Source organism: Nocardia transvalensis NBRC 15921 (assembly GCF_000308875.1).
In the GTDB taxonomy this organism is placed as follows: domain Bacteria; phylum Actinomycetota; class Actinomycetes; order Mycobacteriales; family Mycobacteriaceae; genus Nocardia; species Nocardia transvalensis.
Map to the genome: position 1 here is coordinate 1 of NZ_BAGL01000122.1, position 24,948 is coordinate 24,948.

The window sequence follows — 24,948 nt, forward strand, 5'->3', positions numbered from 1 at the left end:
GCCCGCGCCCGTGATCAGCACGGTGCCGTCGGGTCGCCACGGCGACCCGACGGCCGGCTCGTAAGCGGGGACCAGCCGCGGCACCAGCACATCGCCGCCGCGCGTGGCGATCTGGGGTTCACCCGCCGGCAGCGGGCTCGTCGCCCCGTCGTCGGTGTCGACGAGCAGGAAGCGGCCCGGATGTTCCGACTGCGCCGACCGCACCAGCCCCCACACCGCCGCGGCGGCCGGATCGGTGACGGCCGCGCCGCCCACCGCCACCGCGCCGCGGGTGCGGATCGCCAGCAGTCCGGTATCGGCCTCGCGCAACCACGCCCGGATCCGATCCAGCGCCGCGTCCAGCGCGGCCCGCACGCCCGTGGGCGTCGGCTCGAACGCGGGCAGGTCGAACCAGCTCAGGTCCGGCCACGCCAGGCCCGGACCCTCGGCGGACGGCCGGATCCAGCCGAGCCGGTAGCGGGCCCCGAGGGCGCCGAGGGCCACCGGCCGCAGCACGAGCGCCTCCACCGACAGCACCGCGCGACCACTCGCGTCGACCACGTCGACGGAGGTGTCGGTGCCCGTGGTCAGTCGCGCTCGCACCGCGCCCTCGGCGGGACCGAAGAAGCGAATCCCGCGCCAGGAGAACGGCATCCGTATCGGCCCCGACGCGGCGGCCAGCGGATGCAGGACGGCGTCGAGCACCGCGGGATGAATGCGATGACCACCGGCGGGCATCCCGGCGACGACGGTCAGGTGGTCGTCGCCGCGCGTGGACACCTCCGTCGCGCCCCGGAACGCGGGCCCGTACTGATAACCCGCCGCCGCGAGTTCGCGATACCGCGCGTCCAGGTCGGCGGCGACGGCCCCGTCCTGCGACCAGCCGCGCACCGACGTCTCGGCGGGCGCGATCGACGCGTCGGCCGGGGCGGGGGACAAGGTCGCCTCGGCGTGCAGGACCCAGGCGCCGTCCGGCGGACGGGTGTGGACGGTCAGACCGCGACGCCCGCCGGGAGCGGGGGCGGCGACGGCGAGTTGCAGAGGGAGAGAACCGGTTTCGGGAATCGCCAGCGGTTCGAGGAGAGTGAGTTCCTCGATGTAGTCGTCACCGGCCCGCTCACCCGCCAGCAACGCCATATCCACGAAGGCGGTCGCCGGGAGCAGTGCGGTGTCGTGGATGACGTGGTCGGACACCCATCCGGCCGAGCCGCGAGACAGGCTGCCGGAGAAGAGGAATCCGCCGTCGGCGAGTTCCAGGCAGCGGTCCAGCAGCGGGTGCCCGGTACGTTCGCGGTCCGCGCCCACGGTGTCGCCGGCATCGAGCCAGTACCGGCGATGCTGGAAGGCGTAGGTCGGCAGTACGTCCGGATCGGGGGTGACGCCGGGATACCATTCGATCGGCGTGCCGGCGGTATGCGCCGCCGCGAGCCCCGCGACGACCGCGTCCGGTTCGGTGCGCCGACCCGGCAGCAGCGGCGTCGTGGTCACGGCGGGGGTGCCGGAGAACGCCTCCCGCGCCAGAGCGGTGAGCGTGCTGCCCGGCCCGACCTCCACGAACACCCGCACGCCGTGGTCGTCGTGCAGGCCGCGCAGCCCGTCGAAGAACCGGACCGGACGGCGCACCTGGTCGACCCAGTACCCCGGATCGCGCAGCCGCGCCGGATCCGCCAGCGCCCCGGTCACGTTCGACACGATCGGCAGCGCCGGCTCGTGGTACTCGATACTCCGGCACACCCGCGCGAACTCGTCGAGCATCGGCTCCACCAGCGGCGAGTGGAAGGCGTGCGCCACCCGCAGCCGGGAGGTGCGCCGCCCCAGCGTCTCCAGGGTGGCGGCGATCTCGCCGACCGCGGTGTCGGCGCCCGACAGCACGACCGCGGAGGTGCCGTTGATCGCCGCCACCGACACCGCGTGCTCGCGGCCGACCAGCAGCGGCGTCACCTTGTGCTCGCCCGCGGCGACCGCGATCATGCTGCCGCGGCCCGGAAGCCGGTCCATCAGGCGGCCGCGCGCGGCCACCAGCGTCGCGGCGTCGGGCAGGCTCCACACACCCGCGAGATACGCGGCGGTGAGTTCCCCGATGGAGTGGCCGATCAGGAAATCCGGTCGCAGCCCGAAGGATTCGGCCAGCCGGAACAGCGCCACTTCGACCGCGAACAGCGCCGCTTGCGTAAAGCTGGTGCGGGCCAGCGACTCCGCCGCCGCGGTGCCCGGTTCGGCGAACACAACCTCGGCCAGGTCGGCGTCCAGGTGCTCGGCGAAGTGACCGCAGACCTCGTCGAATGCCCGCGCGTAGACCGGGTGCGCGGCATACAGCTGGCGGCCCATGGCGACACGCTGCGCACCCTGCCCGGGGAACATGACGGCGGTCGCGACCGGCCCCGCGGGCGCGCTGCCGCGGACGACGGTGGGCGATTCCCCGCCCGCCGCGAGCGTATCCAGGGCCGCCAGCAACTCCCCGCGGTCCCGGCCGAACACGGCGGCGCGACGGGAGAATCGGGTCCGGGCCGCCGACGCGGCGCCGATCTCCGCGAGGGGCAGATCGGCATGCGCGCGGACGTGCCGCGCGAGCCCGGCCGCCTGCCCGGCCAGCGCCGCATCGCCGGGCCCCGACAGCACCCACGTCGTGAACGGCGACAGTGGTTGCGGGCGGGCCGGTTTCGGATCCTCCGCGGGCGCCTGCTCGATGACGACGTGCGCGTTGGTGCCGCTGATCCCGAACGACGACACCCCCGCCCGGCGCGGCCGCCCCGTCGCGGGCCACTCGCGCGCGGCGAGCGCCGGTCGCACCGCGCCCGCGGACCAGTCCACGTGCGGGGTCGGCTCGTCGACATGCAGTGTGGCCGGGACGATCCCGTGCCGCATCGCCATGATCATCTTGATCACCCCGGCCACACCGGCGGCGCCCTGGGTGTGCCCGAGATTCGATTTCACCGAACCCAGCCACAGCGGATCGCCGTCCCGGTCGCCGAACACCTCCAGCAGCGCGCGCACCTCGATCGGATCGCCGAGGGTGGTCCCGGTGCCGTGCCCGTCGACCGCGTCTATCTCACCGGGCGCGACGCCCGCCGCGGCGAGCGCCTGCCGGATCACCCGCGCCTGCGCGGCGCCGCTGGGCACCGTGAGGCCGGGGGAGTCGCCGTCGGAATTCACCGCCGACCCGCGCAGCACGGCCCACACCCGATGCCCGTGCCGCCGCGCCTCCGACAGCCGTTCCAGCACCAGGACGCCGACGCCCTCGGCGAACCCGGTGCCGTCGGCCGCCGCCGCGTACGCCTTACACCGGCCGTCGCGGGCCAGGCCGCGCTGGCGGCTGAACTCCAGGAAACTCGACGGCGACGACATCACGGTCACCCCGCCCGCCAGCGCCAGGCCGCATTCGCCGCCGCGCAGCGCCTGCATCGCCTGATGCACCGCCACCAGCGACGAGGAGCACGCCGTATCCACGGTCACGGCGGGACCCGTGAACCCGAAGCTGTAGGCGATCCGGCCCGACAGCACGCCGCCCGCGCTGCCGGTGCCCAGCTGCGCCTCCAGCTCGCCGGGCACCTCGCGCAACCGGCTGGCGTAGTCGTGGTACATCGCGCCGACGAAGACGCCGCAATCGCTGTCGCGCAACGCCTTCGGATCCAGACCGGCCCGCTCCAGCGCCTCCCACGCGACCTCCAGCAGCAGCCGCTGCTGCGGATCCGTCGCCAGCGCCTCGCGCGGGGAGATGCCGAAGAAGTCGGCGTCGAAATCGAAGGGGGCGTCGAGGAATCCGCCGCCCTCGGCGGTGACGGTGCCCGGCCGGTCCGGGTCGTCGCCCAGCAGCGCCTCCGGATGCCAGCCGCGGTCGGTGGGGAAGGGCCCCACCGCCTCTCGCTCGTCGGCCACGAAATCCCACAGCTGCTGCGGGGACTCGATGCCGCCGGGATACCGGCACCCGATCCCCACCACCGCGATCGGCTCGCGGGGCGCGGCCTCCGCCCGGCGCAGTCGCGCGCGGGCGTCCAGCAGTGCGGCGGTGGCGCGCTCGAGATAGTCGCGCATGGCGGTGTCGTCGGTCACGGGATGCTCCTCCCCAGCGGCAGGGCTCGAGTGGTCGGGGGACGGTGGTTCAGCGTGTTCCGAGCTCCGCGTCGAGCAGGTCGAACAGCTCGCGGTCGGTCGCGCCGGTGAGGTCGGCCGGGGCCGCGTCGCCGGAGCCGGTGAGGTGGTCGAGGGAGGTGCGCAGGCGGGCGCGCAGTTCGGCCCGGACGGCCGGGTCGAGGGTGTCGTGCCGCAGCGCGCGCTCGAATTCGGTGATCCGGTCGAGGATCGCGGGGCGCGCGCCGCGCGTCGCGAGCCGGGTACGCAGGTGCAGTACCAGCGCGCCGACCGTGGGGTGATCGAACAGCGCCGTACTGGGCAGGTCCAGCTGAAGGGTCTCGCCGAGGTGGCGGGCCAGCTCCACCGCGGCCAGTGAACCCAGCCCGATATCGCGCAACCGGTCGTCCTCCGCGAGGACCGGCGGCGCGCCGCGAATGGTCCGGGCCAGACCGGCCGCCACCACGTCGAAGACGAGGCGGTACTGCTCGTCCGGCGGCAGCGACGGCAGCTCGCGCAGCCACTGCGGCGCGACCGGGGTGTGCGAAGGCGTTGCGGCAGTAGGTGTCTCGGCCGCCTCGTCGATATCCGGCGAGTCGAAGACGCTGTAGTCGTCCGCGGCGAGGGCTGCGCGGATACCGACCTTGTCGATCTTGCCCATCGCGTTGCGCGGGATCTGCCCGGCGTGCACCACCCGCGTCGGCAGCTTGTAGCGCGCCAGCTCGCCCTCGGCGAACCGCCGCAGCTCGGCCAGCGCCGGACGGATACCGGCGCGGCCGGTCACGACCGCGACGACGCTCTCGCCCTCGTGCGGATCGGGTACCCCGACCACCGCCACGTCCTCGACGCCCGGGAAGCGTTCCAGCACGTGCTCGACCTCGGCCGAGTACACGTTGTCACCCCCGACGATGATCATGTCCTTGCGCCGGTCGACCAGGTACAGGCAGCCGTCGGCATCCAGATATCCGATATCGCCGGTGCGGAACCAGCCGTCCGCGAAGGCCGCCGCGGTGGCCTCGGGCGCGTCGCGGTAGCCGCGCGAGACGGTCGGGGCGCGCAGGCACACCTCGCCCCGCTCACCGGGTTCGAGCGGTGCGCCACCGGCGGGATCGACGATCCGGATCTCGGTGTAGGGCAGGACGAGACCGGCCGACCCCGGATGCTCCGCGGTCCGGTCGGCGGGCAGGCAGGTCGCGAACAGGGTCTCGGTCAGGCCGTAGGCCTGTTGCAGCGCGATGCCCCGCGCCCGATACCGCTCGATCAGCGGGGCCGGGGCGGGTGCGCCCGCGGTGACCGCGGTGCGCAGCGCCGACAGATCCGCCTCCGGGAACTCCGCGAGCGCCGCGACCGCCGCGAACATGGCCGGGACCGCGAACACCGTGGTCACCCGGTAGTCGACGAGATCCGCGAGCATCCGCGGCGCCTGGAAGTCGCGGCGCAGCACCACGGTGCCGCCGCGCGTGAGCGTGCGCAGCGCGAAACAGCCCAGCGGCGCGGTGTGGAACAGGGGAGCGACGACGAGCGTCACGTCCAGCGGCAGGGCCGGCGCCACCATGTCCATATTGACGCCGTTCCACCACAGATTGCCGTGCGTGAGTTCGACGCCCTTGGGGCGGCCCGTGGTGCCCGACGTATAGGCCAGCATGGCGAGCCGGTCGGCCGGACACGGCACCGGATCGGGCGCCGGCAGATCGTCCGCCGGCAGTGTTTCCCAAGGGGCGCTCGGTGTTTCGTCGATATCGGCCGCCGGATCACCGGGGACCAGCAGCAGGCGGGTCCCCTCCGGCGCGGCGGCGTCCGCGATTTCCCGGTGCCCCGGCTCCACCACGAGGGTGTGCGGTGCGCAGTCGCCGAGGACCACCGCCACCTCGGGCGCGGTCAGCCGCGAATTCACCGGCACGAACACCGATCCCAGCCGCGTCGCCGCCAGGAAGGTCGCGAGGAACGTCACGCTGTTGCCGCCCAGGTACACCACCCGGTCCCCGTCCCCCGCGCCCCCGGCGGCCAGCACCGCCGCGAGCCTGCGCGCCTGCGCGGCCACCACGGCATAGCTGTAGGTGCCGCCCTCGTACACCACCGCCACCCGCCGCCCGGCCCGCGCGGCCAGGTCGTCGACGCGTGCGGCCGCGCCCAGATCCACCGTCCCCGTCATCCATCCTCCCGGTGTCGTCGGTTACCGCCGCCGCGTCACGCCGAATCCGGCAGTGCCACAGGCAGGCTCGCGGGAAATCCCGCCCGCCGCGCGAACTCGGCGATCCCGGCGAGGTGCCGGGGCCCGAGCCCGAAGTCGAGTGCGCCGGTGTAGTAGCGCCGCAGCGTGTCCGCGTCGAATTCCTCCCAGCGCGCGGCCCTTTCGCACAGCTCGTCCATCTCGGTGAGCGCGAGATCCCGCGCGGCGAGCAGGTCGCTGTGCACGCGGTGCACCGTCTCCGGTTCGCGCGCGGCGAACTCGCGCCGCACCCCGAGGACGGCGAAGACGAACGGCAGCCCCGTCCAGTCCCGCCACATCTGCCCGAGGTCGTGCACGGCCAAACCCCGTGCGGGAGCGTCGAACAGCGCGGTGCGCAGCGCCACGTCGCCGATCAGCACGGCGGCCGGGGCCTGGGTGAACATGATCGCCGGATCGGGCGGGCTCACGAAGAACCGCGGCCGCACCCCGACGCATTCGCTGAGCAGCAGCCGGGCCAGGCGCACCGAGGTGCGGCTGGTCGAACTCAGCGCCACCGGAACGCCGTCCAGCCGGTCCAGCGGCACCCGGCTCACGATCAGGCACGACATCACCGGCCCGTCGCAGCCGATCGCCAGATCCGGCAGCAGCTCCAGATCGTCCGCGTGCGAGAGATATTCGACCAGGCTGATCGGCCCGAGATCGAGCCTGCCCGCGGCGAGCGCGTCGCTCAGATCGTCGGGGGTGCCGTGCACCAGATCGAGTTCGATCAGGTTGCCGGTGCGGGCCAGCCCCCACAGGATGGGTAGCCAGTTGAGGAAGTCGATATGACCGACCCGCGGACGAGGCCGCACGGTCGTGCGGTGGCCGGTGCGGGCGGCCGGGCCGGACAGTGAGCGCATAGGCTCACTGTCGTCCACCGGTGCAGGGGCGGTAACCCCTACGCGGCCCCTAAGGTCGCCGTCTCACCGAACGGTTGTGCGCTACACCGCGATCCGATCGGGATCGGTCGCGTGCTCGCGCAGCAACCGCAGCATCGCCGTGCGGGCCCGGTCGAAGACGGCCGTATCGTCCAGCAGGGTCGCGTCGGCGACGGCGCTGCGCTCGATGGCGGCCAGCTCGAAGGCCAGCTGCGCCGGATCGGTTCCGGGGGTGATCTCGCCCAGTTGCTGGGCCTCCACGATGGTCTGGCGGTGGAAGTCGTGCCACTGCTGCCACACCGACACGATCGCGTCGCGCACCCGGCCGGGCCGCGACCCGTACTCGGACCCGACAGACAGGAAGAAGCAGGCGCCGTCGGCCGCGGCGTCCTTGCTGGTGTGGTCCAGCCACGCCTCGCACAGCGTGCGCAGCCGGTCGATGCCCGAGGGCCGGCGCAGCGCCGGGCCGATCACCTCGGCGACGAATGTCGACTTGGCCTCCTCGATGGCGGCCAGCTGCAACTCCTCCTTCGACCCGAACAGGCCGAAGACGCCGCTCTTGCTGGCGCCGAGCGCGGTGGCCAGCCGGCCGATGGTGAGCCGGTCCAGGCCCTCCACCGCGCCGACCTGAACCGCTTCGCGCAGGATCGCGCGACGGGTGTCGTGCCCGCGTGCCGGGCGAGTCTCGGTCATCGACCCCAGTCTCCTTCTTCACCTGCCCTGTAGGGCATACCCCTGGACAGTCATCCTAGCCGAACGGTCGTTCGTGAAGTTCGTGCCCGCGGTCGGTGCCGCCGCCCGTGCTTCGCGCAGTTCGCCGAGTACGGGCGGGGTACCCAGGTTCAGGTAGCTCGACACCTCGTCTTGACCGAAACGAACGATCGTGCGTTAATTATCGCGCACGAACGTTCGGTTCAACAACTGTGAGGACTTTCCGATGTGCCCTCTCGTGACTCCGGCAGGTGGACGATGACTGACGACCTCGCCGACAAGATCTCGGTAAATCGGAGCGCGGCACCCGGCCGCCCGGCGATCGAGCCGCGGCGTGTCCTGCTGATCACCTCGGTGGCCACCTTCGTGGCCTTCCTCGACATGTCCGTGGTGAACGTCGCGTTCTCCGACATCTTCGAAAGTTTCCCCGACACCGCGCTGCCGACCCTGTCGTGGGTGGTGTCCGGATACGCCGTGTTCTTCGCGGCCGTGCTGACCCCCGTGGGCCGCTACGCCGACGTGGTCGGCCGCAAGGCGGTGTTCCTGTGGTCGCTGCTCGGCTTCACCGTCGCCTCGGCCCTGTGCACCATCGCGCCGAGCGTCGAATTCCTCATCGCCGCACGGTGTTTGCAGGGCGTCGCGGCCGGCGGCATGATCCCCGCCGCGCTCGGCTTGGTGCTCGGGTCGTACCCGCCGGAGCGCCGGGTCGCGGCGGTGGCGGCCTGGGCGGCGGCCTCCTCCGCGGCCGCCGCCTTCGGTCCCGCCCTCGGCGGGCTGCTGGTATGGGCCTGGGACTGGCGGGCGGTCTTCCTGATCAACGTGCCGGTCGGCATCCTGGCCTGCGCGGTGGGCTGGTCGTGGCTGCCCGAGATCAAGCCCGAGCAGCGGGTGCGGCCCGATCCCGTGGGCGCGGCGCTGGTCGCGCTCGGCGTCGGCCTGGTCGTCGTGGGGCTCACCCAGGGCGGCGAATGGGGCTGGGGGAGTGCGGGATTCCTCGCCACCACCCTGGGCGGCGTGGCGCTGCTGGCGGCCGGGATAGGACGCTCCCTGCGGCACCGCGCGCCGGTGTTCGAGGTGCAGCTCTGGGCGGACCGGAAGTTCGCCTCCGCCAGCGCGGTGTCCTTCCTGTTCGGCATCGCGATGTTCGCGTGGCTGCTGGCCTGCCCGCTGTGGACGATCGTTGTCTGGAAGTACTCCATCTGGGAAGCGGGCCTGGCGAATTCGCCGGGCGCGTTCACAGCGGCCATCGGGGCCGGCGTCGTCGGCAAGTCGAAGAATCCGGACATCCAGCGCATCGCGACGATCCTCGGTGCGGTGCTGTTCGGCATCTCCGCGGTGCTGTTCGCCGTGCTGCTGCACGAGGAGAGCCGGTTCCTGGCCGTGTGGCTGCCGGTGGGCCTGCTGTCCGGCCTGGCGATCGGCCTGCTGATGACCGCGGTGTCCTCGGCCGCGGCGACCTCGCTCCCGCCGGAGAAGTTCGCCTCCGGCTACGGCATGAGCATGACCGCCCGGCAGATGGGCGGCGGGCTCGGCATCGCGGCGTTCGCGGCCATCACCACCTCGGTCACGACCGGCTGGCTCGACGGGCTGCACGCGGTGTTCTGGTTCGCCGCCGCCGCGATGGTCCCGGTGGCCCTGGCCGCCCTCCCGATGACCGGGTCGCCCGTCCCGGCGGCCACCGGCGCACCGGGCGTCCGCGACGACGTGTGATCGAACTCATAACCCGGAATTCGCCGGATCGACGGGGCCCGGCGGCGTCCGGAACGGCGGTGGGAAAGGCGGCCCGCACCGAAACTCCCGAATAGAAAAATTTCGCCTGAACCGGTTGGGCGTATCGGACGATCCGATACGTCCTACCGGCGTGTTCGCGTCCGCCGTATTTCTCCGGCATGGGTGAAGAATTTCCGATGAACCGGTTTTTCGGGTGCACCGTGGGTAGCAGCATGGAAATCGAGGCAATGGGGGGCGAACATGGGATCTTCGGCTGAATCTACCGGTTGCTGCCCATGAATTCCGGGGCTTCGGCACGGCATTGGTGTGAACGCATTCGGGCATTTCTGCGATTACCATGACGAACGATGGACGCCGGGGTCCTCGTACCGCATCCGTTACCGGTCGCAGCCCGTCTGCGTCGGTCCGTTGGGTAAGGCTCTGCACCTTGGTAGCTATCGAAAAAATTGCGGAATCGACGCGAGAACTCTCCGAGCCGGTCCTCCCCGCCGCTGGTCGGAGCTGGCCGGTGCCCGCGGCGCTGGCCTATTTGAGACAAGGCGGTACGGCCCGGATCCGGGTCGCGCGGTTGCTGGCCGTGCTGGATCAGCCCACGGCGCTGTGGATCCTGGCAAGCGTCCTGGACGCCGATCGCGCCGCGGTGCGGTCCGTCGTGGGGGAACTGACCACGGTGAATCTGGTGGGCTACGCGCGGTTCCGGCGCCGCGACGTCCGCGAGGCGGTGCTGCGCGAGACCCCGGTCCCGGTGCGGCAGCGGCTGGAACGCCGGATCGCCGAGGTCCTCAACGACGGCGGCGCGCCGGCGGTGCGGGTGGCCGACCACCTGCTCGGCGCCGGCGACGTGCGGCTGCCGTGGGCGGTCACGGTGCTGCGCGCCGCGGCCGAGGACGCCGTCGCCGACGACGAGATCCCCAGGGCCATCGACTATCTCGAGCTGGCCTGCCGGCTCTCGGGGGACGAGGCCGAGCGCGCGGTCATGCTCCTGACGCTGGCGATGATCCGCTGGCGGCTCAACCCGTCGACGTCCAACCGCAGCTTCGCCCGGCTGCTGGCGGCGCTGCGGGCCGGGGCGATGCCGGTGGCGTGCCTGCCGATGACGGCGCGATATCTGTTGTGGCACGGCCGAACCGGCGACGCCGCGGAGGCGCTGCGGCTGCTGGAGTCCGCGGCCGACGCGGGCGACCCGGCCGGGATCGCCGGCTGGTCGGCGCTGCGCGAATGGGTGGCGTGTCACTACCCGGGCCTGCGCGAGATCCCCGGGTCGGCCGTCGGCGAGCCGCCGACCGGCAGCGAGACCGACCGCGCCGCGGCGTTTCTGGGCAGCGGCTGGGCGGAATCGGATGCCGATGCCGCACACCTGCTCTCGGATGTGTTCGCGCACGGCGCCTGTGAGCACGCGGTGGCCCGGGCGCGGCGGCTGGTGCGCGCGCATCGCCTCGACGACACCACCTTCGGCGCGCTGCTCATGGTGCTCGACGGCATGGTGTACAGCGAGCACCTGGAATCCGCGGCGACCTGGTGCGAATCGCTGATGCTGGAATCCGCGGCCCGGCGGGCCCCGGCGTGGCAGTCGATCTTCGCGATCTGGCGGGCCGCGATGTACGTGCGGGCCGGCGCGCTCGACGCCGCCATCGGCCACGCGGGCGGGGCGCTGGGCCGGGTGCGCGGCGAAAGCCTGGGCACCTACGCGGGTTTGGCGGTGGCGAGCCTGGTGGAGGCGTCGACCGCCGCCGGCCGCTACCGCGAGGCCGCGGCCTATCTCGAGACCGATCTGCCGGAGACGGTGCCGCTGTCCCGGATCGGCCTGCACTACCTGCACGCCCGCGGCCGCTACCTCCTCGCGATCGGCGAATACGAGGAGGCGCGGCGGGACTTCGCGGCGTGCGGCGACCGGATGCGGCGCTGGCACATGGATATTCCCGGCGTCGTGGCCTGGCGCAACGATCTGGCCGAGGCGTACCTCGCCGCCGGTGATCCGCGTTCCGCCCGCACCTGGGCGTCGGCGCACGTGCACCACATCCGCGGCGCCGCACGGCATCCCACCGGCGCCACCTCGCTGCGCGTGGTCGCGGCCACGAGCGCCCCGGCCCAGCGGATCGGGCTACTACGCAAGGCGGTCGACATCGCCGGGACGGGACCCAACATGCTCGGCTTGGCTACGGCCCTGGCCGATCTCGCCGACGCCTACCATCTGGTCGGCGAGCGGGACCGGGCGCGCACGGCGTCGCGGCGGGCGCTGCGGCTGGCCGAGCAGTGCGGCGCGGAACCGCTGCGGGCGCGGCTGGCCGGGGGACGAGGGCCGGCGCTGCACTCGGTGAACGCGGCCGAGAATCCGCGCGGTGCGCTGGATACGCTGAGCCCGTCGGAGTTGAAGGTGGCGCGGCTGGCGGCGGCCGGGTGCCGCAATCGCGATATCGCGCGGGATCTGCACATCACCACCAGCACGGTGGAACAGCATCTGACCCGCGTCTACCGCAAGCTCGGCATCGCGCGCCGCACCGATCTGACCGTGGTACTCGGCGGTGCGGCCGACTCCGCGCGCACCGAGGCGGTCTGACGCGGTCTCACTGCTGCAGGATCTGCTCCATGAGCTTCTCGGCCTCCAGCAGCAGGAGGAACAACCCGTAGTAGATCGTGAGCATAGTGAATAAGTGTGCAACACTCCGCCGCGGCGGGCCCAGCTTCGCAGGTAGACCGGGCCCCCGCGGGACGCTCAGTCGCCGGCCGCGGGGGACCACCGGAACTCGGTGTCGGCGAGCAGTTTGGTGATCTGCTCGGCGGGCATCGGATGGTGGAAGAACCAGCCCTGAGCGGTGTCGCAGCCCAGGTCGAGCAGCCTTTCGGCCTGGTGCTGGGTCTCCACGCATTCGGCGGTGACGGCCAGCCCGAGTTCGTGACTGAGGTCGATCACGGTCTGTAGAACGAGCAGGTCGCTGCGCCGCGAGGTGCTCGGCGTGCGGATGCGATGGATGAACGGCCCGGCCAGCTTGACCACGTGCAGCGGCAGCTGCCCGAGATACGCGAGATTCGAGTAGCCGGTGCCGAAGTCGTCGATCGCGATGCGCACCCCGGACGCGGCCAGGGCGCGCAGCACCTGCAGCGGACGCCCGGTGGCGTGCATGAACGCCCGCTCGGTCAGCTCCAGCTGCAACCGGTGGGGATCCATGCCGGTCTCGGCGACGATCCGCTGCACCCCGTCCAGCCAGGTCGGATCCGCCACCTCCGCGGCCGAGACGTTGACGCTCAGCACCGGTGTGCGCGCCGCCCCGTAGCGGTCGTGCCACTCCCGCGCGGCGCGGCACGCCTCGGCGAGCACCACGGCGCCCAGCGCGCCGATATGGCCGCTGTCCTCGGCCAGCTCCACGAACCGGGTCGGGGTGAGTACGCCGAGTTCGGGGTGACGCCACCGCACCAGCGCCTCCACGGCCAGCGGCGTGCGGTCGGCGAGCGAGACGATCGGCTGGAATTCGAGGAAGAACTCCCCGCGGCCCAGCGCCCCGGGCATGGCCGCGGACAGTTCGGCGCGGGTGTGCTCGCGGCGGCGCCGGTCCGGATCGAAGACCGCGTAGCGCGCGCGGCCGTCGGCCTTGGCCCAGTACATGGTGGTATCGGCGGATTGCAGCAGCTCGTCGGCGCTCAGCTGCCCGGCGCGCTGCACCGTGACGCCGACGCTCGCGCTGATGCCGAGCCGATGGCCGTGGATGTAGAACGGCGCGGCGAACGCGGCCAGCACGGTGCGCGCCAGCCGGGCCAGCTCGCCGCTGCCGCCCGAACGCGGCACCAGCACCACGAACTCGTCGCCGCCCATGCGGGCCACCAGATAGTCCGGCTGGGTGATGCACGCGCTCAGCCGCGCGGCGGCCTGGGTCAGCAGTTCGTCGCCCGCCGCGTGCCCGAAGGTGTCGTTGACGCTCTTGAAGTGGTCGAGGTCGACATAGCAGAGCCCGACGTGCGCCGCCGGATCGGCGAAGGCGGCGGTCAGCGCGTCGAAGAAGCGCGTCCGGTTGGCCAGCCCGGTGAGCGGGTCGTGATGGGCGCGGAAGTGCAGCCGCTCGCGCAGCGCGCGCTGTTCGGAGATGTCCTCCACCAGCACCAGCGTGAACTGCGGCTGCCCGTGCTCGTCCCGGATCAGCGAGACGTTGATGTTGGTCCACACCGTGTGGCCGTCGCGGTGCAGGTAGGCCTTCTCCGTCTGCACGTTGTCGTGGTCGCCCCGCAGCACGCCCGCGTACAGCTCCCACATGGCCGGCGGGTCCTCGGGATGGGTGAGTTCCGCGACGTTGAGTTCCAGCATCTCCTCGGGCAGGTAGCCGAGCATGCCGGCGAACGCGGCGTTGACCTCGATGATCCGGCCGGTCATATCGGACAGTCCGGTGCCGATCCCCGCCTGGGAGAAGACTGCCCGCAACCGGGCCTCGCTGGCGCGCAACCGCTTCTCCGCCCGGCGGCGCGCGGTCATGGCGGCGGAGTGCACGCTCTCCTGCTCGCTCAGCAGCCACGCCCGGAACGCCCGCATGTAGCCGGAGGAGAAGGCGGCCAGCACCTCCGCGGCCCGGTCGGGCGTGACGGCGATCGCGGCGAAATAGGAGCTGATCGCGGCGACGCTGCGGCCGAGCACCTCGTCGCCGACGAAATGCGCGTCCGCCAGCCGCGCGCCCGCCTGCGCCGCGCGGGCGGTGCCCCCGGTGTGCGCGACGGCATCGAGCTCCGCGGCCAGCGCCGTCAGCAGTTCGCGCACCTCGGCGGCGCTCAGCGGCACGACATGATCTCGTGTCCCGCCGCCGAGTGCGGCCGCCCAGCGTTCGGCCAGATCGGCGTGCAGGACGTCCCTGGACCCTTCCCACGCCATAAAGATCGATCGTAGCCGGGGCCGTCGGAACATGTGAACCGCACGCATTTCTGTGGTTGCTCGAATACGATTGCGATGCTTCGCCTTCCGGTAGCAGAGGGGATTTCGATGAGCAGACCGACTTGGGCGCCCGAGGGGATCGATCTGGATCGGCCCAGCGCCTCGCGGGTCTACGACTATTTCGTCGGCGGCATGCACAATTTCGAGATCGATCGCGTGCTGGCGCGTCAGATCGAGACGTTCACCCCGAATGTCGCCGAGGTCATGCGCGCCAATCGCGATCTGCTGCGCCGGTGCGTGCGCGATCTGGTTGATGCCGGGATCACGCAGTTTCTCGACCTCGGATCGGGCATTCCGACCGTCGGCAACGTGCACGAGGTGGCGCAGGCGCGCGAGCCGCGGGCGCGGGTGGTCTACGCCGATATCGATCCCGTCGCGGTGGCGCACAGCCGGGCGATCCTGGACGGCAACGCGGGCGCGACCGTCATCCAGGCCGATGTCGCCGAGCCGGCGGCGATCCTCGCCGATCCCGAGGTGACGCGGCTGCTGGACTTCGACGCGCCGATCGCGGTCCTGTTGCTGGGTGTGCTGCACTTCGTGCCCGATACGGCCGATCCGGCCGCGTGCGTGGCACGGCTGCGGGAGGCCGTGGCGCCCGGCAGCTACCTCGCGATCACGCACGCCACGGCCGACGGCCAGCCCGCGGAGGTCCTCGAGGCGCAGAAGCTGTCCGGCCGCACCTCCACCGAGATCGTGCTGCGCTCCCGCGACGAGATCACCACCTATTTCGGCGACTGGCCGCTGCTCGAGCCGGGCCTGGTCCACCTGCCCCTATGGCGCCCGGAGAACCCGGACGACGTGGGCGAACGCCCCGAACTGTCCGGGGCGTACGGCGGTCTGGCCCGGAAGGAGTAGGGCGGCATCTCCCTCCCGTTGTCGTGACGGCCCGATGTTTCCGGCACGCTTTTGGCCGGAATCAGATGCCGAGGCCGCCCGGAACGTTTGCCGGGGAATTGTTTTCACCGATCCATGATCGGTCGGTGCGGCGGCGACTGTAAGGTGTGAGCGCCTCGAACGTATGGAAGGACTGTGGTGCGTACACCTTTGCTGATGGTTGGGTTGGGACTGGCGCTGGCTGCCGGCGGCCCGAGTGTGGTTGCGGCGGCCGATCCGGCGCCCGGCGTGAATTTCGTTGTGCCGGTGGCCGAGCCGATGGTGGTGGGCACCGACGCGAACGGGCAGTCGATGACGCTGTCCGCCGGGCAGGAACTGGTGGTGGCGCTGCCGGACGACCCGTCGACCGGCTACAGCTGGCAGGTCGGCCAGGTCGACGCGGCCGTCCTGCACCAGGAGGGCGACCCGCAGTTCCGCGGCCAGCCGGGCCAGCTGCTCCCGGGCGGCCCGGGCACCTCGGTGTGGGCCTTCACCGCCGGTGACCCCGGCACGACCCACCTGTCCATGGTGTCGGTGAAGCCGGGCGCCGCCCCGGCCCAGGAGTTCACCCTGGATATCACGGTGCGCTGAGTGCGGCCCCTGGTGTTTCCGGCCAAAAGCACGCCGGAAACACCAGGGAAGTATGGGCTGTGCCGGAAGTCTCGGCACAGCCTTACTCATTTCCCGGCATGCTTTTGGCCGGGAACTCAGGACACCGCGATCAACCGCGCCGCGTTGGCGGTCTCGTCGTCGGCGGCCTCGTTGGCGGTGAGTTCGGCGCGGACGCGGTCGCGGTAGCGGGTGAGTTCGGCGGCCTTGGTGGGGGCGTCCCAGCCCAGGTGCGGGGCGACGAGGTCGGCTACCGTGTCGGCGGCGGCGAGGCCGCGGTCGGGCACCTCGATGGAGATGCGGGTGCGGCGGGTGAGGATGTCGTCCAGGTGCAGGGCGCCCTCGTGGGTGACCGCGTAGACCGCCTCGACGCCGAGATAGTCGCCGCCGCCCGGCAGCCGCATCCCCAATTCCGGTGCGGCGTCGATCATTCCGATCAGTTCCGTCGTCAACGAGCCGTAGCGCTCCAGCAGGTGCGACACCGTCTCCACCGGCAGCCCGGCCCGCCCCGCGACACCCTCGGCGTCGTCCAGCAGCTCGTGATAGCCGACCGCGCCCACCAGCGGCAGGCTCGCGGTGACCGACGGCCCCACCGCCTGCCCGAATCCCGCCACGGCCGCGTCGACCACGTCGGCCGCCATCACCCGGTAGGTGGTGTACTTGCCGCCCGCGATCACGAACAGGCCCGGAACCGGTTCGGCCACCGCGTGTTCGCGCGACAGCTTCGAGGTGTCGCTGGACGCGCCCGACAGCAACGGCCGCAGCCCGGCGTAGGTGCCGACGATATCCGCCTCCGACAGCGGTTCGCGCAGCAGCGAATTGACGTGGTCGAGGATGTACCGCACATCGGTGGCGGTGGCCACCGGATGATCGCGGTCCAGCGACCAGTCGGTATCGGTGGTGCCGATGATCCAGTGCTCCCGCCACGGGATCACGAACAGCACGCTCTTCTCGGTCTTCATGATGAGCCCCGAGTGCAGGTTCAGGCGCCCGCGCGGCACCATGATGTGCACGCCCTTGGACATGCGAACATGGAACGGGAAGTCCACGCCCGTCAGGGAATTCATCTCGTCGGTCCACACCCCGGTCGCGCTGATCACGCTGCGCGCCCGCACCTCGTGCGTGCGACCCGTCTCGAGATCGGTGACCACCGCGCCGACGACCCGCTCCCCCTCACGGAGCAGGCCGGTGACCTTGGTGCGCGTCAGCACGGTGGCGCCGTGCCGGGCCGCGGTGCGGGCGAGCGTCATGGTGTGGCGCGCGTCGTCGACCTGAGCGTCGAAATAGCGGATCGCGCCGGTCATGGCGTCCTCGCGCAGCGCGGGCGCCAATTCCAGTGCGCGCGAACGGCTCAGGTGCTTGTGCATCGGCAGGGCGCGGGCGCCGCCGAGGGTGTCGTAGAGCGCGACGCCCGCCCCGATGTAGGGCCGCTCCCAGTGCCGTTGCAGCGGGAACAGGAACGACACCGGATGCACCAGATGCGGGGCCAGCCGGTTCAGCAGCAGCCCGCGCTCCTTGAGCGCCTCCCGCACGAGCGCGAAGTCCAGCTGTTCCAGATACCGCAGGCCGCCGTGGATGAGCTTGCTGGAGCGGCTGGAGGTCCCGGCCGCCCAGTCGCGGGCCTCCACCACGACGGTGGTCAGCCCGCGGGCGGCGGCGTCGAGGGCGGCCCCGGCCCCGACCACACCGCCGCCGATGACGAGGACGTCGATATCGGTGCGGCCCAGGGAGTTCAGCCCCTCGGCCCGGTACTGCGAATCCAATTGTGTTGTCACTGCAGTATTTCTCTCTCGTCTTGCGTGATGGGTCAGTCGTCGACGTCGATCCAGTCGAGCGTGCGCGAGACGGCCTTCTTCCAGCGGGCGTAACCGCTCTCGCGCTGCTCCTCGGTCGAGGTCGGGTTCCAGCGCTTGGACTCCTGCCAGTTCTGCGCCAGTTCGTCGGTGTCCTTCCAGAATCCGACCGCGAGCCCGGCGGCGTAGGCGGCGCCGAGCGCCGTGGTCTCCGCGACCACCGGCCGCGACACCGGCACGCCGAGGAAGTCGGCCTGCAACTGCATGCACAGCTCGTTGGCGGTGACGCCGCCGTCGACCCGCAGCACGTCCAGTTGCACACCGGAATCGGCCTGCATGGCCTCCACGACGTCGCGGGTCTGATAGCAGATGGCCTCCAGCGCGGCCCGGGCCAGATGCGCGTTGTTGCTGAAGCGCGACAGCCCGACGATGACGCCGCGCGCGTCCGAGCGCCAGTAGGGGGCGAACAGGCCGGAGAACGCCGGGACGAAGTACACCCCGCCGTTGTCGTCCACCTGCCGCGCCAGCGATTCGCTCTGCGCCGCACCGGAAATGATGCCCAGCTGATCGCGCAGCCACTGGATAGCGGAGCCGGTCACCGCGATCGAACCCTCCAGCGCGTACACCGGTTTGCGGTCGCCGAACTGGTAGGCGACGGTGGTGAGCAGGCCGTGCTGCGAGCGCACCATCTCCTCACCGGTGTTGAGCAGCAGGAAGTTTCCGGTGCCGTAGGTGTTCTTGGCCTCGCCGGGGCGGAAGCACAGCTGGCCCACGGTGGCGGCCTGCTGGTCGCCGACGACGCCGGCGATGGGGATCTCGGCCTGGAACGGCCCGTCCGCGGAGGTGGTGCCGAACAGTGCCGGATTCACCGAGGGCTGGATCTCGGGCAGCATCGCGCGCGGCACCCCGAACAGCTCGAGCAGTTCGTCGTCCCAGTCCAGCGTTTCCAGATTCATCAGCATGGTGCGGCTGGCGTTGGTGACGTCGGTGACGTGCCTGCCGCCGCGCGGGCCGCCGGTGAGATTCCACAGCACCCAGCTGTCGGGCGTGCCGAACAGCGCGTCGCCGCGCTCGGCCGCCTCGCGCACGCCCGGCACGTTCTCCAGGATCCACTTCAGCTTGCCGCCGGAGAAGTACGGCGCCGGGGGCAGGCCCGACTTGTAGCGGATGGTGTCCGCGTGACCCCCGCGTTCGAGTTCGGTGACGATGCGATCGGTGCGGGTGTCCTGCCAGACGATGGCGTTGTAGTAGGGCCGCCCGTTGCGCCGGTTCCACACGATGGTGGTCTCGCGCTGGTTGGTGACGCCCACCGCGGCGAGATCCTCGGCGGTCAGATCCGCGTGTGCCAGTGCGGTTTTGATGACGGTGCTGGTGCGCTCCCAGATCTCGGCCGGGTTGTGCTCCACCCAGCCGGCGCGGGGCAGGATCTGCTCGTGCTCCAGCTGCCAGCGGGCGACCTCGCTGCCGCCGTGATCGAACACCATGAAGCGCGTGCTGGTGGTGCCCTGGTCGATGGCTCCGACGTACCGGGTCATCGCGGGTTCCTTTCGGGAAAGGTGATGGGGGAGAGAGTGTTCGGAGAATGTCAGAAGACGGCGGCGGCGACCAGCCCGGCGAGCGCGCCGCCCACCAGCGGGCCGAGGACGGGCACCCAGGCGTACGCCCAGTCGTTGTTCTTGCGTTGCGGCTGCGGGGTTTCGGCCGATTCCGTGCCGCCGGACCGGGCGCCGACACCGGCCGGAACGCGCGCCGCCGAGGTGACGGGCAGGACCGCGTGCGCCAGTCGCGGGCCCAGGTCCCGGGCCGGGTTGATGGCGTAGCCGGTGGGCCCGCCCAGCGAGGCGCCGATGCCGACGACCAGCAGCGCCGCCGCCAGCGGGCCGAGGCCGCTCGGGGTGTGGCCGATGCCGATGATGACCAGCACCAGCACGAAGGTGGCGATCACCTCGGTGGCGAAATTCCAGCTGTAGGAACGGATCTCGGGGCCGGTGGAGAACACGCCGAGCTTCTTCGCGGCGTCCGGCTCGGCGTCGAAGTGTTTCTTGTAGGCCACGTACGCGGCCGTCGCGCCGAGGAATCCGCCCACCATCTGCGCGGTCAGGTAGGCGATCGTATTACCGGCCGTGACGGCGACGCCGGGCGCGTACTCGTCGGCGCCGTTGAACAGCATGCCGATCGTGACCGCCGGATTGAGGTGCCCGCCGCTCTTGTAGGCGACGTACACGCCGCCGAAGACCCCCAGCCCCCAGCCGAAGTTGATCAGCAGCCAGCCGCCGTCGAAGCCTTTGGTCTTGGCGAGGACGACGTTCGCGACGACGCCGACACCGAGCAGCGTCAGCACGCCCGTGCCGAGCGCCTCGCTGAGAAAGATAGAGCCGAAGTTCACCGTTGAGCCTCCGTCTGCCATCGGTCGTTGGTCCGACCGTACTGATCGTGACGGTACGGGCGTGGTGACAACCCGGACATACCGGCGATTCGACATTGTCGAACGCCCGGTCTGGAGCGTGATCGGGGGGAAGGTTACCGTCCGCCCGTGGTGATGAGATATGGCCCAGGTCACACCGCGCGTTGCGGACGTCACCGGAGCGGCGGGCGTGTTCGACATCGTCGAACGCACCGCATTCGCTCCGGCCATGCGCGGGCTGACGACGGCTACGCCGACTGCGTCCATTAGGTTGCGTGCATGCCGGGTCCGATTCAGTCGATCGAACGCGCGGCGGCCGTCCTGCGATTGCTCGCCCGCTCCGGTCGCCTCGGGGTCGGTGAGGTGGCCTCCGCGCTGGGCCTGGCGAAGCCGACCGCGCACGGCATCCTGCGCACGCTGCAGGGCGTCGGATTCGTCGAGCAGGAACCGGGGAGCGGCAAGTACCGGCTGGGTACGGCGCTGCGCGAGGTCGGCACCGGCTACCTCGACCCGAACGATCTGCGGTCGCGGGCGATCAACTGGGCCGACGCGCTCGCGGCACGCACCGGCGAGGCCGTGCGGATCGCGGCGCGCGCCGGGGACGACGGCATCGTGGTGGTGCATCACGTATTCCGGCCCGACAACTCCGAGCAGGTGCTCGAGGTCGGCGAGCCGCTGCCGCCGCACGCCACGGCGCTGGGCAAGGTGCTGCTGGCCTACGACGCGGATCTGGCGGCGCAGCAGCGCGGCGCGCTGACCGCGGTGACCTACCGCAGCGTCGTCGACCGGGCGGCGCTGGACAAGGCGCTCGCGCAGGTCCGGCAGGACGGATGGGCGGGACAGGTCGAGGAGTTCCGGTCGGGCGTCGCGGGTATCGCGGCGCCGATCCGCTCGCGGGGCGGGCTCGTGGTCGGCGCCATCGGCATCGCCGGGCGCGTGGAGCGGCTGTGCGACGCCCGCCTCCGGTTCCGCCCCAAGCTCGTCGGCCACGTCCGCGACGCCGCGCGAGCGGTGTCGCGGGAGCTGGGAGCGCAGTGATAGGAGACGGCTACCTATGACGCAGCGATACGTCCTGGCTATCGACCAGGGGACGACGTCCAGCCGGTGCATCCTGTTCGATCAGCGCGCCCGCTTGGCCGGCGTGGCGCAGCGCGAGCATCGCCAGCACTATCCGCGGCCGGGCTGGGTGGAACAGGACGCGGCGGAGATCTGGCGGAATGTGGAGCGCATCCTGCCGCAGGTGCTGCGCGACTCCGGGATCGCCGCGAATCAGGTTGTGGCCGTGGGTATCGCGAATCAGCGCGAGACCACCGTGGTGTGGGACCGGCGGACCGGGACGCCGGTGGGCCGGTCGATCGTCTGGCAGGACGTGCGCACCGAGGAACTGGTGCGGTCGCTGGCGGACGCGCCCGGCGCGGAGCGGATCCGGGAGCTATGCGGCCTGCCGCTGGCCACCTACTTCGCCGCGCCGCGGCTGCGCTGGCTGCTGGATACCGTGCCGGGGCTGCGGGAGCGGGCCGAGCACGGCGACGTCCTGTTCGGCACCATGGAGAGCTGGCTGATCTGGAATCTGACCGGCGGCGTGGACGGCGGCCTGCACGTGACCGACGTCACCAATGCCAGCCGCACCCTGCTGATGAATCTGGCGACCCGCGCGTGGGATCCGGAGTTGTTGCGGTTCTTCGGGATTCCCGCCGCCATGCTGCCGCGCATCCAGCCCTCGACCGCGTCGTTCGGCCGCACGCGCAGCGTGGTCCCCGGCATCCCGATCGCGGCGGCGCTGGGCGATCAGCACGCGGCGCTGTTCGGCCAGACCTGTTTCGCCCGCGGGGAAACCAAATGCACCTACGGCACCGGCGCGTTCCTCATGATGAACACCGGCAGCGAGCTGGTGCAGTCCGAGCACGGGCTGCTCACCACGATCGGCTACCAGATCGACGACGAGCCGGTGTACGCGCTGGAGGGGCCGATCGCCATGACCGGATCGCTGGTGCAGTGGGTGCGCGACAATATCGGCCTGGTCGCCACCGCGCCGGAGATCGAGACCCTGGCGCGCTCGGTGGACGACAACGGCGGCTGCTATCTGGTGCCCGCCTTCTCCGGCCTGTACGCACCGCATTGGCGCAGTGACGCCCGGGGCCTGCTCATCGGGCTGACCTCCTATGTCACCAAGGGGCACGTGGCGCGCGCGGTGCTCGAGGCCACGGCCTGGCAGACCCGCGAGGTGGTCGACGCCATGAACGCCGACTCCGGCCTGCAGGCCCGCGCGCTGCGCGTCGACGGCGGCATGACCTCGGACAACCTGCTCATGCAGATCGTCGCCGACGTGCTCGACATCCCCGTCATGCGGCCGTTCGTGGCCGAGACCGTCTCCCTCGGCGCCGCCTACGCGGCCGGGCTCGCGGTCGGCTACTGGCCGGATCTGCAAGGGCTGCGGGGTAATTGGCGGGTGGCGGCGCAGTGGGTGCCGCGGATGGACCCGCGCCACCGGGAGGAGGAGTACGGCAACTGGCAGCGCGCGGTGGAGCTGTCGATCGGGTGGGCGCGCCCCCGGCAGGAGCGGTCCGGGACGGTCGTCCGGCGCGGCTGATCGGTGGATACCGGCGCGTTCCGGTGGCACACTGCGGGGCGTGAGCGCGGTGGTGAAGGAGACGGCGCCGGTCATCCGGTGCGGGACGCGGGTGCGGCTACAGTCCGAGGCGCACGCGCGGGCGGGGCGGCTGGCCGCGGCGCTCGCGGGCGCGGGGATCGGCCGCGGCGCCCGGGTCGCGGTGCTGCTGCGCAATGATATCGAGTTCCTCGAGGTGTCCCTGGCGGTGGCCGCCGCGGGCGCGAATCCCGTTCCGGTGAATACGCGCTGGCAGGCGCCGGAGGTGGCGCACGTCCTGTCCGACAGCGGCGCGCGGCTGGTGATCGCGCACACCGAATTCGTGGACGTCGTGGAGCGGGCCGTCGAGATCGCCGCCACCGCCGTCGATCTCGTGGAAGTGGCGATGCCGGTCGAACTGCTGGCCGAGGCCGGCCTGGAGCCGGGACTACAGGCCCCGACCGGGCGGTACGCGACGCTGGAGCAGTGGATCGATTCGCGGCCCGAACAACTCGGTCATATCGAGGGCGCGATCGCCGACTCGATGGGGTTGATCTACACCTCCGGCACCACCGGTCGCCCGAAAGGCGTTGTGCGCGATCGCATGACGCCGGAACAGCTGCTGTCGATCGCGGGCGGGTCGGCGCGGCGGATGGGTCTGGCGCCGGGCGGGGAGATGCTGGTGGCCGGTCCGCTGTATCACACGAGCCCGAACGCCGTCGCGGTGCTGGGCCTGCGGATGGGCACGAACATCACCGTCATGCCGCGCTTCGACGCCGAGTGTTTCCTGCGGCACGTGCACACCCATCGCGTCACCCAGGCGAAGGTGGTGCCGACGATGCTGTCGCGGCTGCTGTCCCTGCCGGAGGACGTGCGCGCCCGCTACGACGTCTCCAGCCTCACCCATCTGATCCATTCCGCGGCACCGTGTTCCGCGGCGGTGAAGCGCGCGGCCATCGACTGGTTCGGCGACGCGGTCGTGGAGTTCTACGGCTGTACCGAGGCCGGGACGATCACCTGGATCTCGGCGGCCGAATGGCTCGCGCATCCCGGCAGTGTCGGGCGGCCGGCCGACGGATCCGGGGTGGTGGTCGCCGACGACCACGGAAATCCGTTGCCGCCTGGGGAGATCGGCCGCGTGTACGTGCGCGGCGCGGACTACTGGCCCGGGTTCACCTATCTCGGCGCCGACGAGAAGGCCGGTCCCGTAGCCGGTTTCATCGGCGTCGGCGATACGGGATACCTCGACGCCGACGGATTCCTCTACCTCACCGGCCGCTCGTCGGAGATCGTCATCCGCGGCGGTGTGAACATCTACCCCGCCGAGATCGAGAACGCCGTCATGGCCCTGCCCGGCGTCGAGGACGTGGCGGTGTTCGGCATACCCGACACGGGCGACCTGGGGGAGGCCGTGGTGGCACACGTCGTGCCGCGGCCGGGCACCGAGGTGACGGCCGAGACGATCCGCTCGGGCCTCCGGAGCGTCCTGGCGGCGTTCAAACTGCCGACGACGATCCGGATCACCGCCGCCCTGCCCCGCGACGACTCCGGGAAGATCCGCAAACATCTACTGCGCGAGCAGTATTCGCAGCGTCTGTAGTCGCGCGGAGACGAATATCCTCGTCGGCGCGATCAGTTCCGCGCCAGGGGATTCCGCGCGGTCAGCGGCCGGTGTCGGGTGACCTGCCGGCTCCGGAGCCGTGGCCGGACAGCGGAGTGGACGGCGTGACTCGGTAGCGGCGGCCGGGGATCCGGTCGGGCCGGTAGTGGACGACGGGGTCGGTGACGACGAGCCATTCGTGTGGGCTGCCCGCGAGGATTCGGATTGCACTGGAAATCAACATGTTTGGGTCCTATTCGCCCAGCGGGACGATGGGGTCGAATTGCTGTTCGTAGTTGCTCATGCTGTCGTTGAGGGTTTGCATGAGGCGGAAGATCATGGACGGGGGGAACTTCACGCGGGCGACGACCTGGACGGGCTGGCGCAGAATCGGTTTGCCGTCGTCGTCGTGGCCGGGGTCGGCCGGGAGGTGGACGAGGAAGTCGAGGGTGAAGTCGGTGCGGTTGTACCAGCAGGTGAATCCGTTGGCGTAGACGCCGATGCTCATCGCCTCGGGCACGATGACCTCGACGCTGACGGGCGGCGGAGGGGGTTCACTCATGGGCACACCTGGCGGTAACGGCACCGAATGGGTCA

General features: G+C 71.5%; 17 protein-coding genes. 7 read left to right on the forward strand and 10 right to left on the reverse strand.

The features are described 5' to 3' along the window. From ON41_RS32325 to ON41_RS32340, 4 genes are all read right to left on the reverse strand, one after another. The coding region (locus ON41_RS32325; RefSeq protein WP_373281377.1) for a type I polyketide synthase at positions 1–4,011 on the reverse strand (4,011 nt) is incomplete at its 3' end. Positions 4,012–4,078: 67 nt separating this feature from the next. Next, the gene (locus ON41_RS32330) at positions 4,079–6,199 is read right to left on the reverse strand and encodes an AMP-binding protein (protein ID WP_063709992.1); all 2,121 of its coding nucleotides are present in this window, start codon (positions 6,197–6,199) and stop codon (positions 4,079–4,081) included. 35 nt (positions 6,200–6,234) lie between these two features. Next, positions 6,235–7,116 carry a menaquinone biosynthetic enzyme MqnA/MqnD family protein gene (locus ON41_RS32335; protein WP_040751990.1) on the reverse strand — a complete coding sequence of 294 codons (882 nt, stop codon included), beginning with the start codon at positions 7,114–7,116 and terminating at the stop codon, positions 6,235–6,237. An 81-nt stretch (positions 7,117–7,197) separates the two neighbouring features. Continuing rightward, positions 7,198–7,827, reverse strand: coding sequence for a TetR/AcrR family transcriptional regulator (locus tag ON41_RS32340; protein WP_040751991.1), 630 nt, complete (start codon positions 7,825–7,827; stop codon positions 7,198–7,200). A 276-nt stretch (positions 7,828–8,103) separates the two neighbouring features. Here ON41_RS32340 and ON41_RS32345 point away from each other — a divergent pair, with 276 nt between their 5' ends. Both ON41_RS32345 and ON41_RS42585 read left to right on the forward strand, forming a co-directional pair. After that, the gene (locus ON41_RS32345; RefSeq protein ID WP_051162993.1) at positions 8,104–9,555 is read left to right on the forward strand and encodes a DHA2 family efflux MFS transporter permease subunit; all 1,452 of its coding nucleotides are present in this window, start codon (positions 8,104–8,106) and stop codon (positions 9,553–9,555) included. Between the two features lie 529 nt (positions 9,556–10,084). Next, positions 10,085–12,133, forward strand: coding sequence for a helix-turn-helix transcriptional regulator (locus ON41_RS42585; protein ID WP_040751993.1), 2,049 nt, complete (start codon positions 10,085–10,087; stop codon positions 12,131–12,133). Positions 12,134–12,289: 156 nt separating this feature from the next. Here ON41_RS42585 and ON41_RS32355 read toward each other — a convergent pair whose 3' ends face one another. Beyond that, complete coding sequence (locus ON41_RS32355; protein WP_051162995.1) at positions 12,290–14,425, reverse strand: putative bifunctional diguanylate cyclase/phosphodiesterase; 2,136 nt, start codon at positions 14,423–14,425, stop codon at positions 12,290–12,292. Between the two features lie 108 nt (positions 14,426–14,533). On the opposite strand from ON41_RS32355, the gene ON41_RS32360 reads away from it, so the two are divergent. Beyond that, on the forward strand, positions 14,534–15,340 hold the full coding sequence (locus tag ON41_RS32360) for an SAM-dependent methyltransferase (protein ID WP_040751995.1): 807 nt from the start codon (positions 14,534–14,536) through the stop codon (positions 15,338–15,340). Between the two features lie 195 nt (positions 15,341–15,535). Then, complete coding sequence (locus ON41_RS32365; protein WP_157185707.1) at positions 15,536–15,949, forward strand: protease inhibitor I42 family protein; 414 nt, start codon at positions 15,536–15,538, stop codon at positions 15,947–15,949. Positions 15,950–16,065: 116 nt separating this feature from the next. Here the strand turns inward: ON41_RS32365 and ON41_RS32370 are convergent, their stop codons facing one another. Genes ON41_RS32370 through ON41_RS32380 form a run of 3 tightly spaced genes read right to left on the reverse strand, consistent with a single transcriptional unit; the run spans position 16,066 to position 20,146 of the window. Next, positions 16,066–17,742, reverse strand: a complete 1,677-nt coding sequence (locus ON41_RS32370; protein WP_040751998.1) for a glycerol-3-phosphate dehydrogenase/oxidase — start codon at positions 17,740–17,742, stop codon at positions 16,066–16,068. A gap of 32 nt (positions 17,743–17,774) precedes the next feature. Further along, the gene (gene glpK / locus ON41_RS32375) at positions 17,775–19,295 is read right to left on the reverse strand and encodes a glycerol kinase GlpK (protein ID WP_040752000.1); all 1,521 of its coding nucleotides are present in this window, start codon (positions 19,293–19,295) and stop codon (positions 17,775–17,777) included. Positions 19,296–19,345: 50 nt separating this feature from the next. Beyond that, positions 19,346–20,146, reverse strand: a complete 801-nt coding sequence (locus tag ON41_RS32380) for an MIP/aquaporin family protein (protein WP_246829642.1) — start codon at positions 20,144–20,146, stop codon at positions 19,346–19,348. Between the two features lie 297 nt (positions 20,147–20,443). Between ON41_RS32380 and ON41_RS32385 the strand changes: the two genes are divergently transcribed. From ON41_RS32385 to ON41_RS32395, 3 genes are read left to right on the forward strand one after another with little or no spacing between them, the layout of a single operon-like run. Further along, a complete protein-coding gene (locus ON41_RS32385; RefSeq protein ID WP_040752003.1) occupies positions 20,444–21,202 on the forward strand; it encodes an IclR family transcriptional regulator in 759 nt (252 codons plus the stop codon). 16 nt (positions 21,203–21,218) lie between these two features. Further along, positions 21,219–22,754, forward strand: a complete 1,536-nt coding sequence (gene glpK, locus ON41_RS32390) for a glycerol kinase GlpK (RefSeq protein ID WP_040752005.1) — start codon at positions 21,219–21,221, stop codon at positions 22,752–22,754. A gap of 40 nt (positions 22,755–22,794) precedes the next feature. Further along, a complete protein-coding gene (locus ON41_RS32395) occupies positions 22,795–24,351 on the forward strand; it encodes an AMP-binding protein (protein WP_040752007.1) in 1,557 nt (518 codons plus the stop codon). Between the two features lie 61 nt (positions 24,352–24,412). On the opposite strand, the gene ON41_RS32400 is transcribed toward ON41_RS32395, so the two are convergent. Beyond that, positions 24,413–24,595 (reverse strand): hypothetical protein, encoded by a 183-nt coding sequence (locus tag ON41_RS32400; RefSeq protein WP_040752009.1) that lies wholly within the window; start codon positions 24,593–24,595, stop codon positions 24,413–24,415. A 9-nt stretch (positions 24,596–24,604) separates the two neighbouring features. Continuing rightward, complete coding sequence (locus tag ON41_RS32405) at positions 24,605–24,913, reverse strand: DUF3467 domain-containing protein (RefSeq protein WP_040752011.1); 309 nt, start codon at positions 24,911–24,913, stop codon at positions 24,605–24,607. Between the last annotated feature and the right edge of the window lie 35 nt (positions 24,914–24,948).

Coding starts and splice junctions, on each gene's coding strand:
- ON41_RS32330 (WP_063709992.1), bottom strand. CDS start 6,199: ATGACGGGGACGGTGGATCTGGGCGCGGCCGCACGCGTCGACGACCTG.
- ON41_RS32335 (WP_040751990.1), bottom strand. CDS start 7,116: ATGCGCTCACTGTCCGGCCCGGCCGCCCGCACCGGCCACCGCACGACC.
- ON41_RS32340 (WP_040751991.1), bottom strand. CDS start 7,827: ATGACCGAGACTCGCCCGGCACGCGGGCACGACACCCGTCGCGCGATC.
- ON41_RS32345 (WP_051162993.1), top strand. CDS start 8,104: ATGACTGACGACCTCGCCGACAAGATCTCGGTAAATCGGAGCGCGGCA.
- ON41_RS32355 (WP_051162995.1), bottom strand. CDS start 14,425: ATGGCGTGGGAAGGGTCCAGGGACGTCCTGCACGCCGATCTGGCCGAA.
- ON41_RS32360 (WP_040751995.1), top strand. CDS start 14,534: ATGAGCAGACCGACTTGGGCGCCCGAGGGGATCGATCTGGATCGGCCC.
- ON41_RS32365 (WP_157185707.1), top strand. CDS start 15,536: ATGGTTGGGTTGGGACTGGCGCTGGCTGCCGGCGGCCCGAGTGTGGTT.
- glpK (WP_040752000.1), bottom strand. CDS start 19,295: ATGACCCGGTACGTCGGAGCCATCGACCAGGGCACCACCAGCACGCGC.
- ON41_RS32385 (WP_040752003.1), top strand. CDS start 20,444: ATGCCGGGTCCGATTCAGTCGATCGAACGCGCGGCGGCCGTCCTGCGA.
- glpK (WP_040752005.1), top strand. CDS start 21,219: ATGACGCAGCGATACGTCCTGGCTATCGACCAGGGGACGACGTCCAGC.
- ON41_RS32400 (WP_040752009.1), bottom strand. CDS start 24,595: ATGTTGATTTCCAGTGCAATCCGAATCCTCGCGGGCAGCCCACACGAA.
- ON41_RS32405 (WP_040752011.1), bottom strand. CDS start 24,913: ATGAGTGAACCCCCTCCGCCGCCCGTCAGCGTCGAGGTCATCGTGCCC.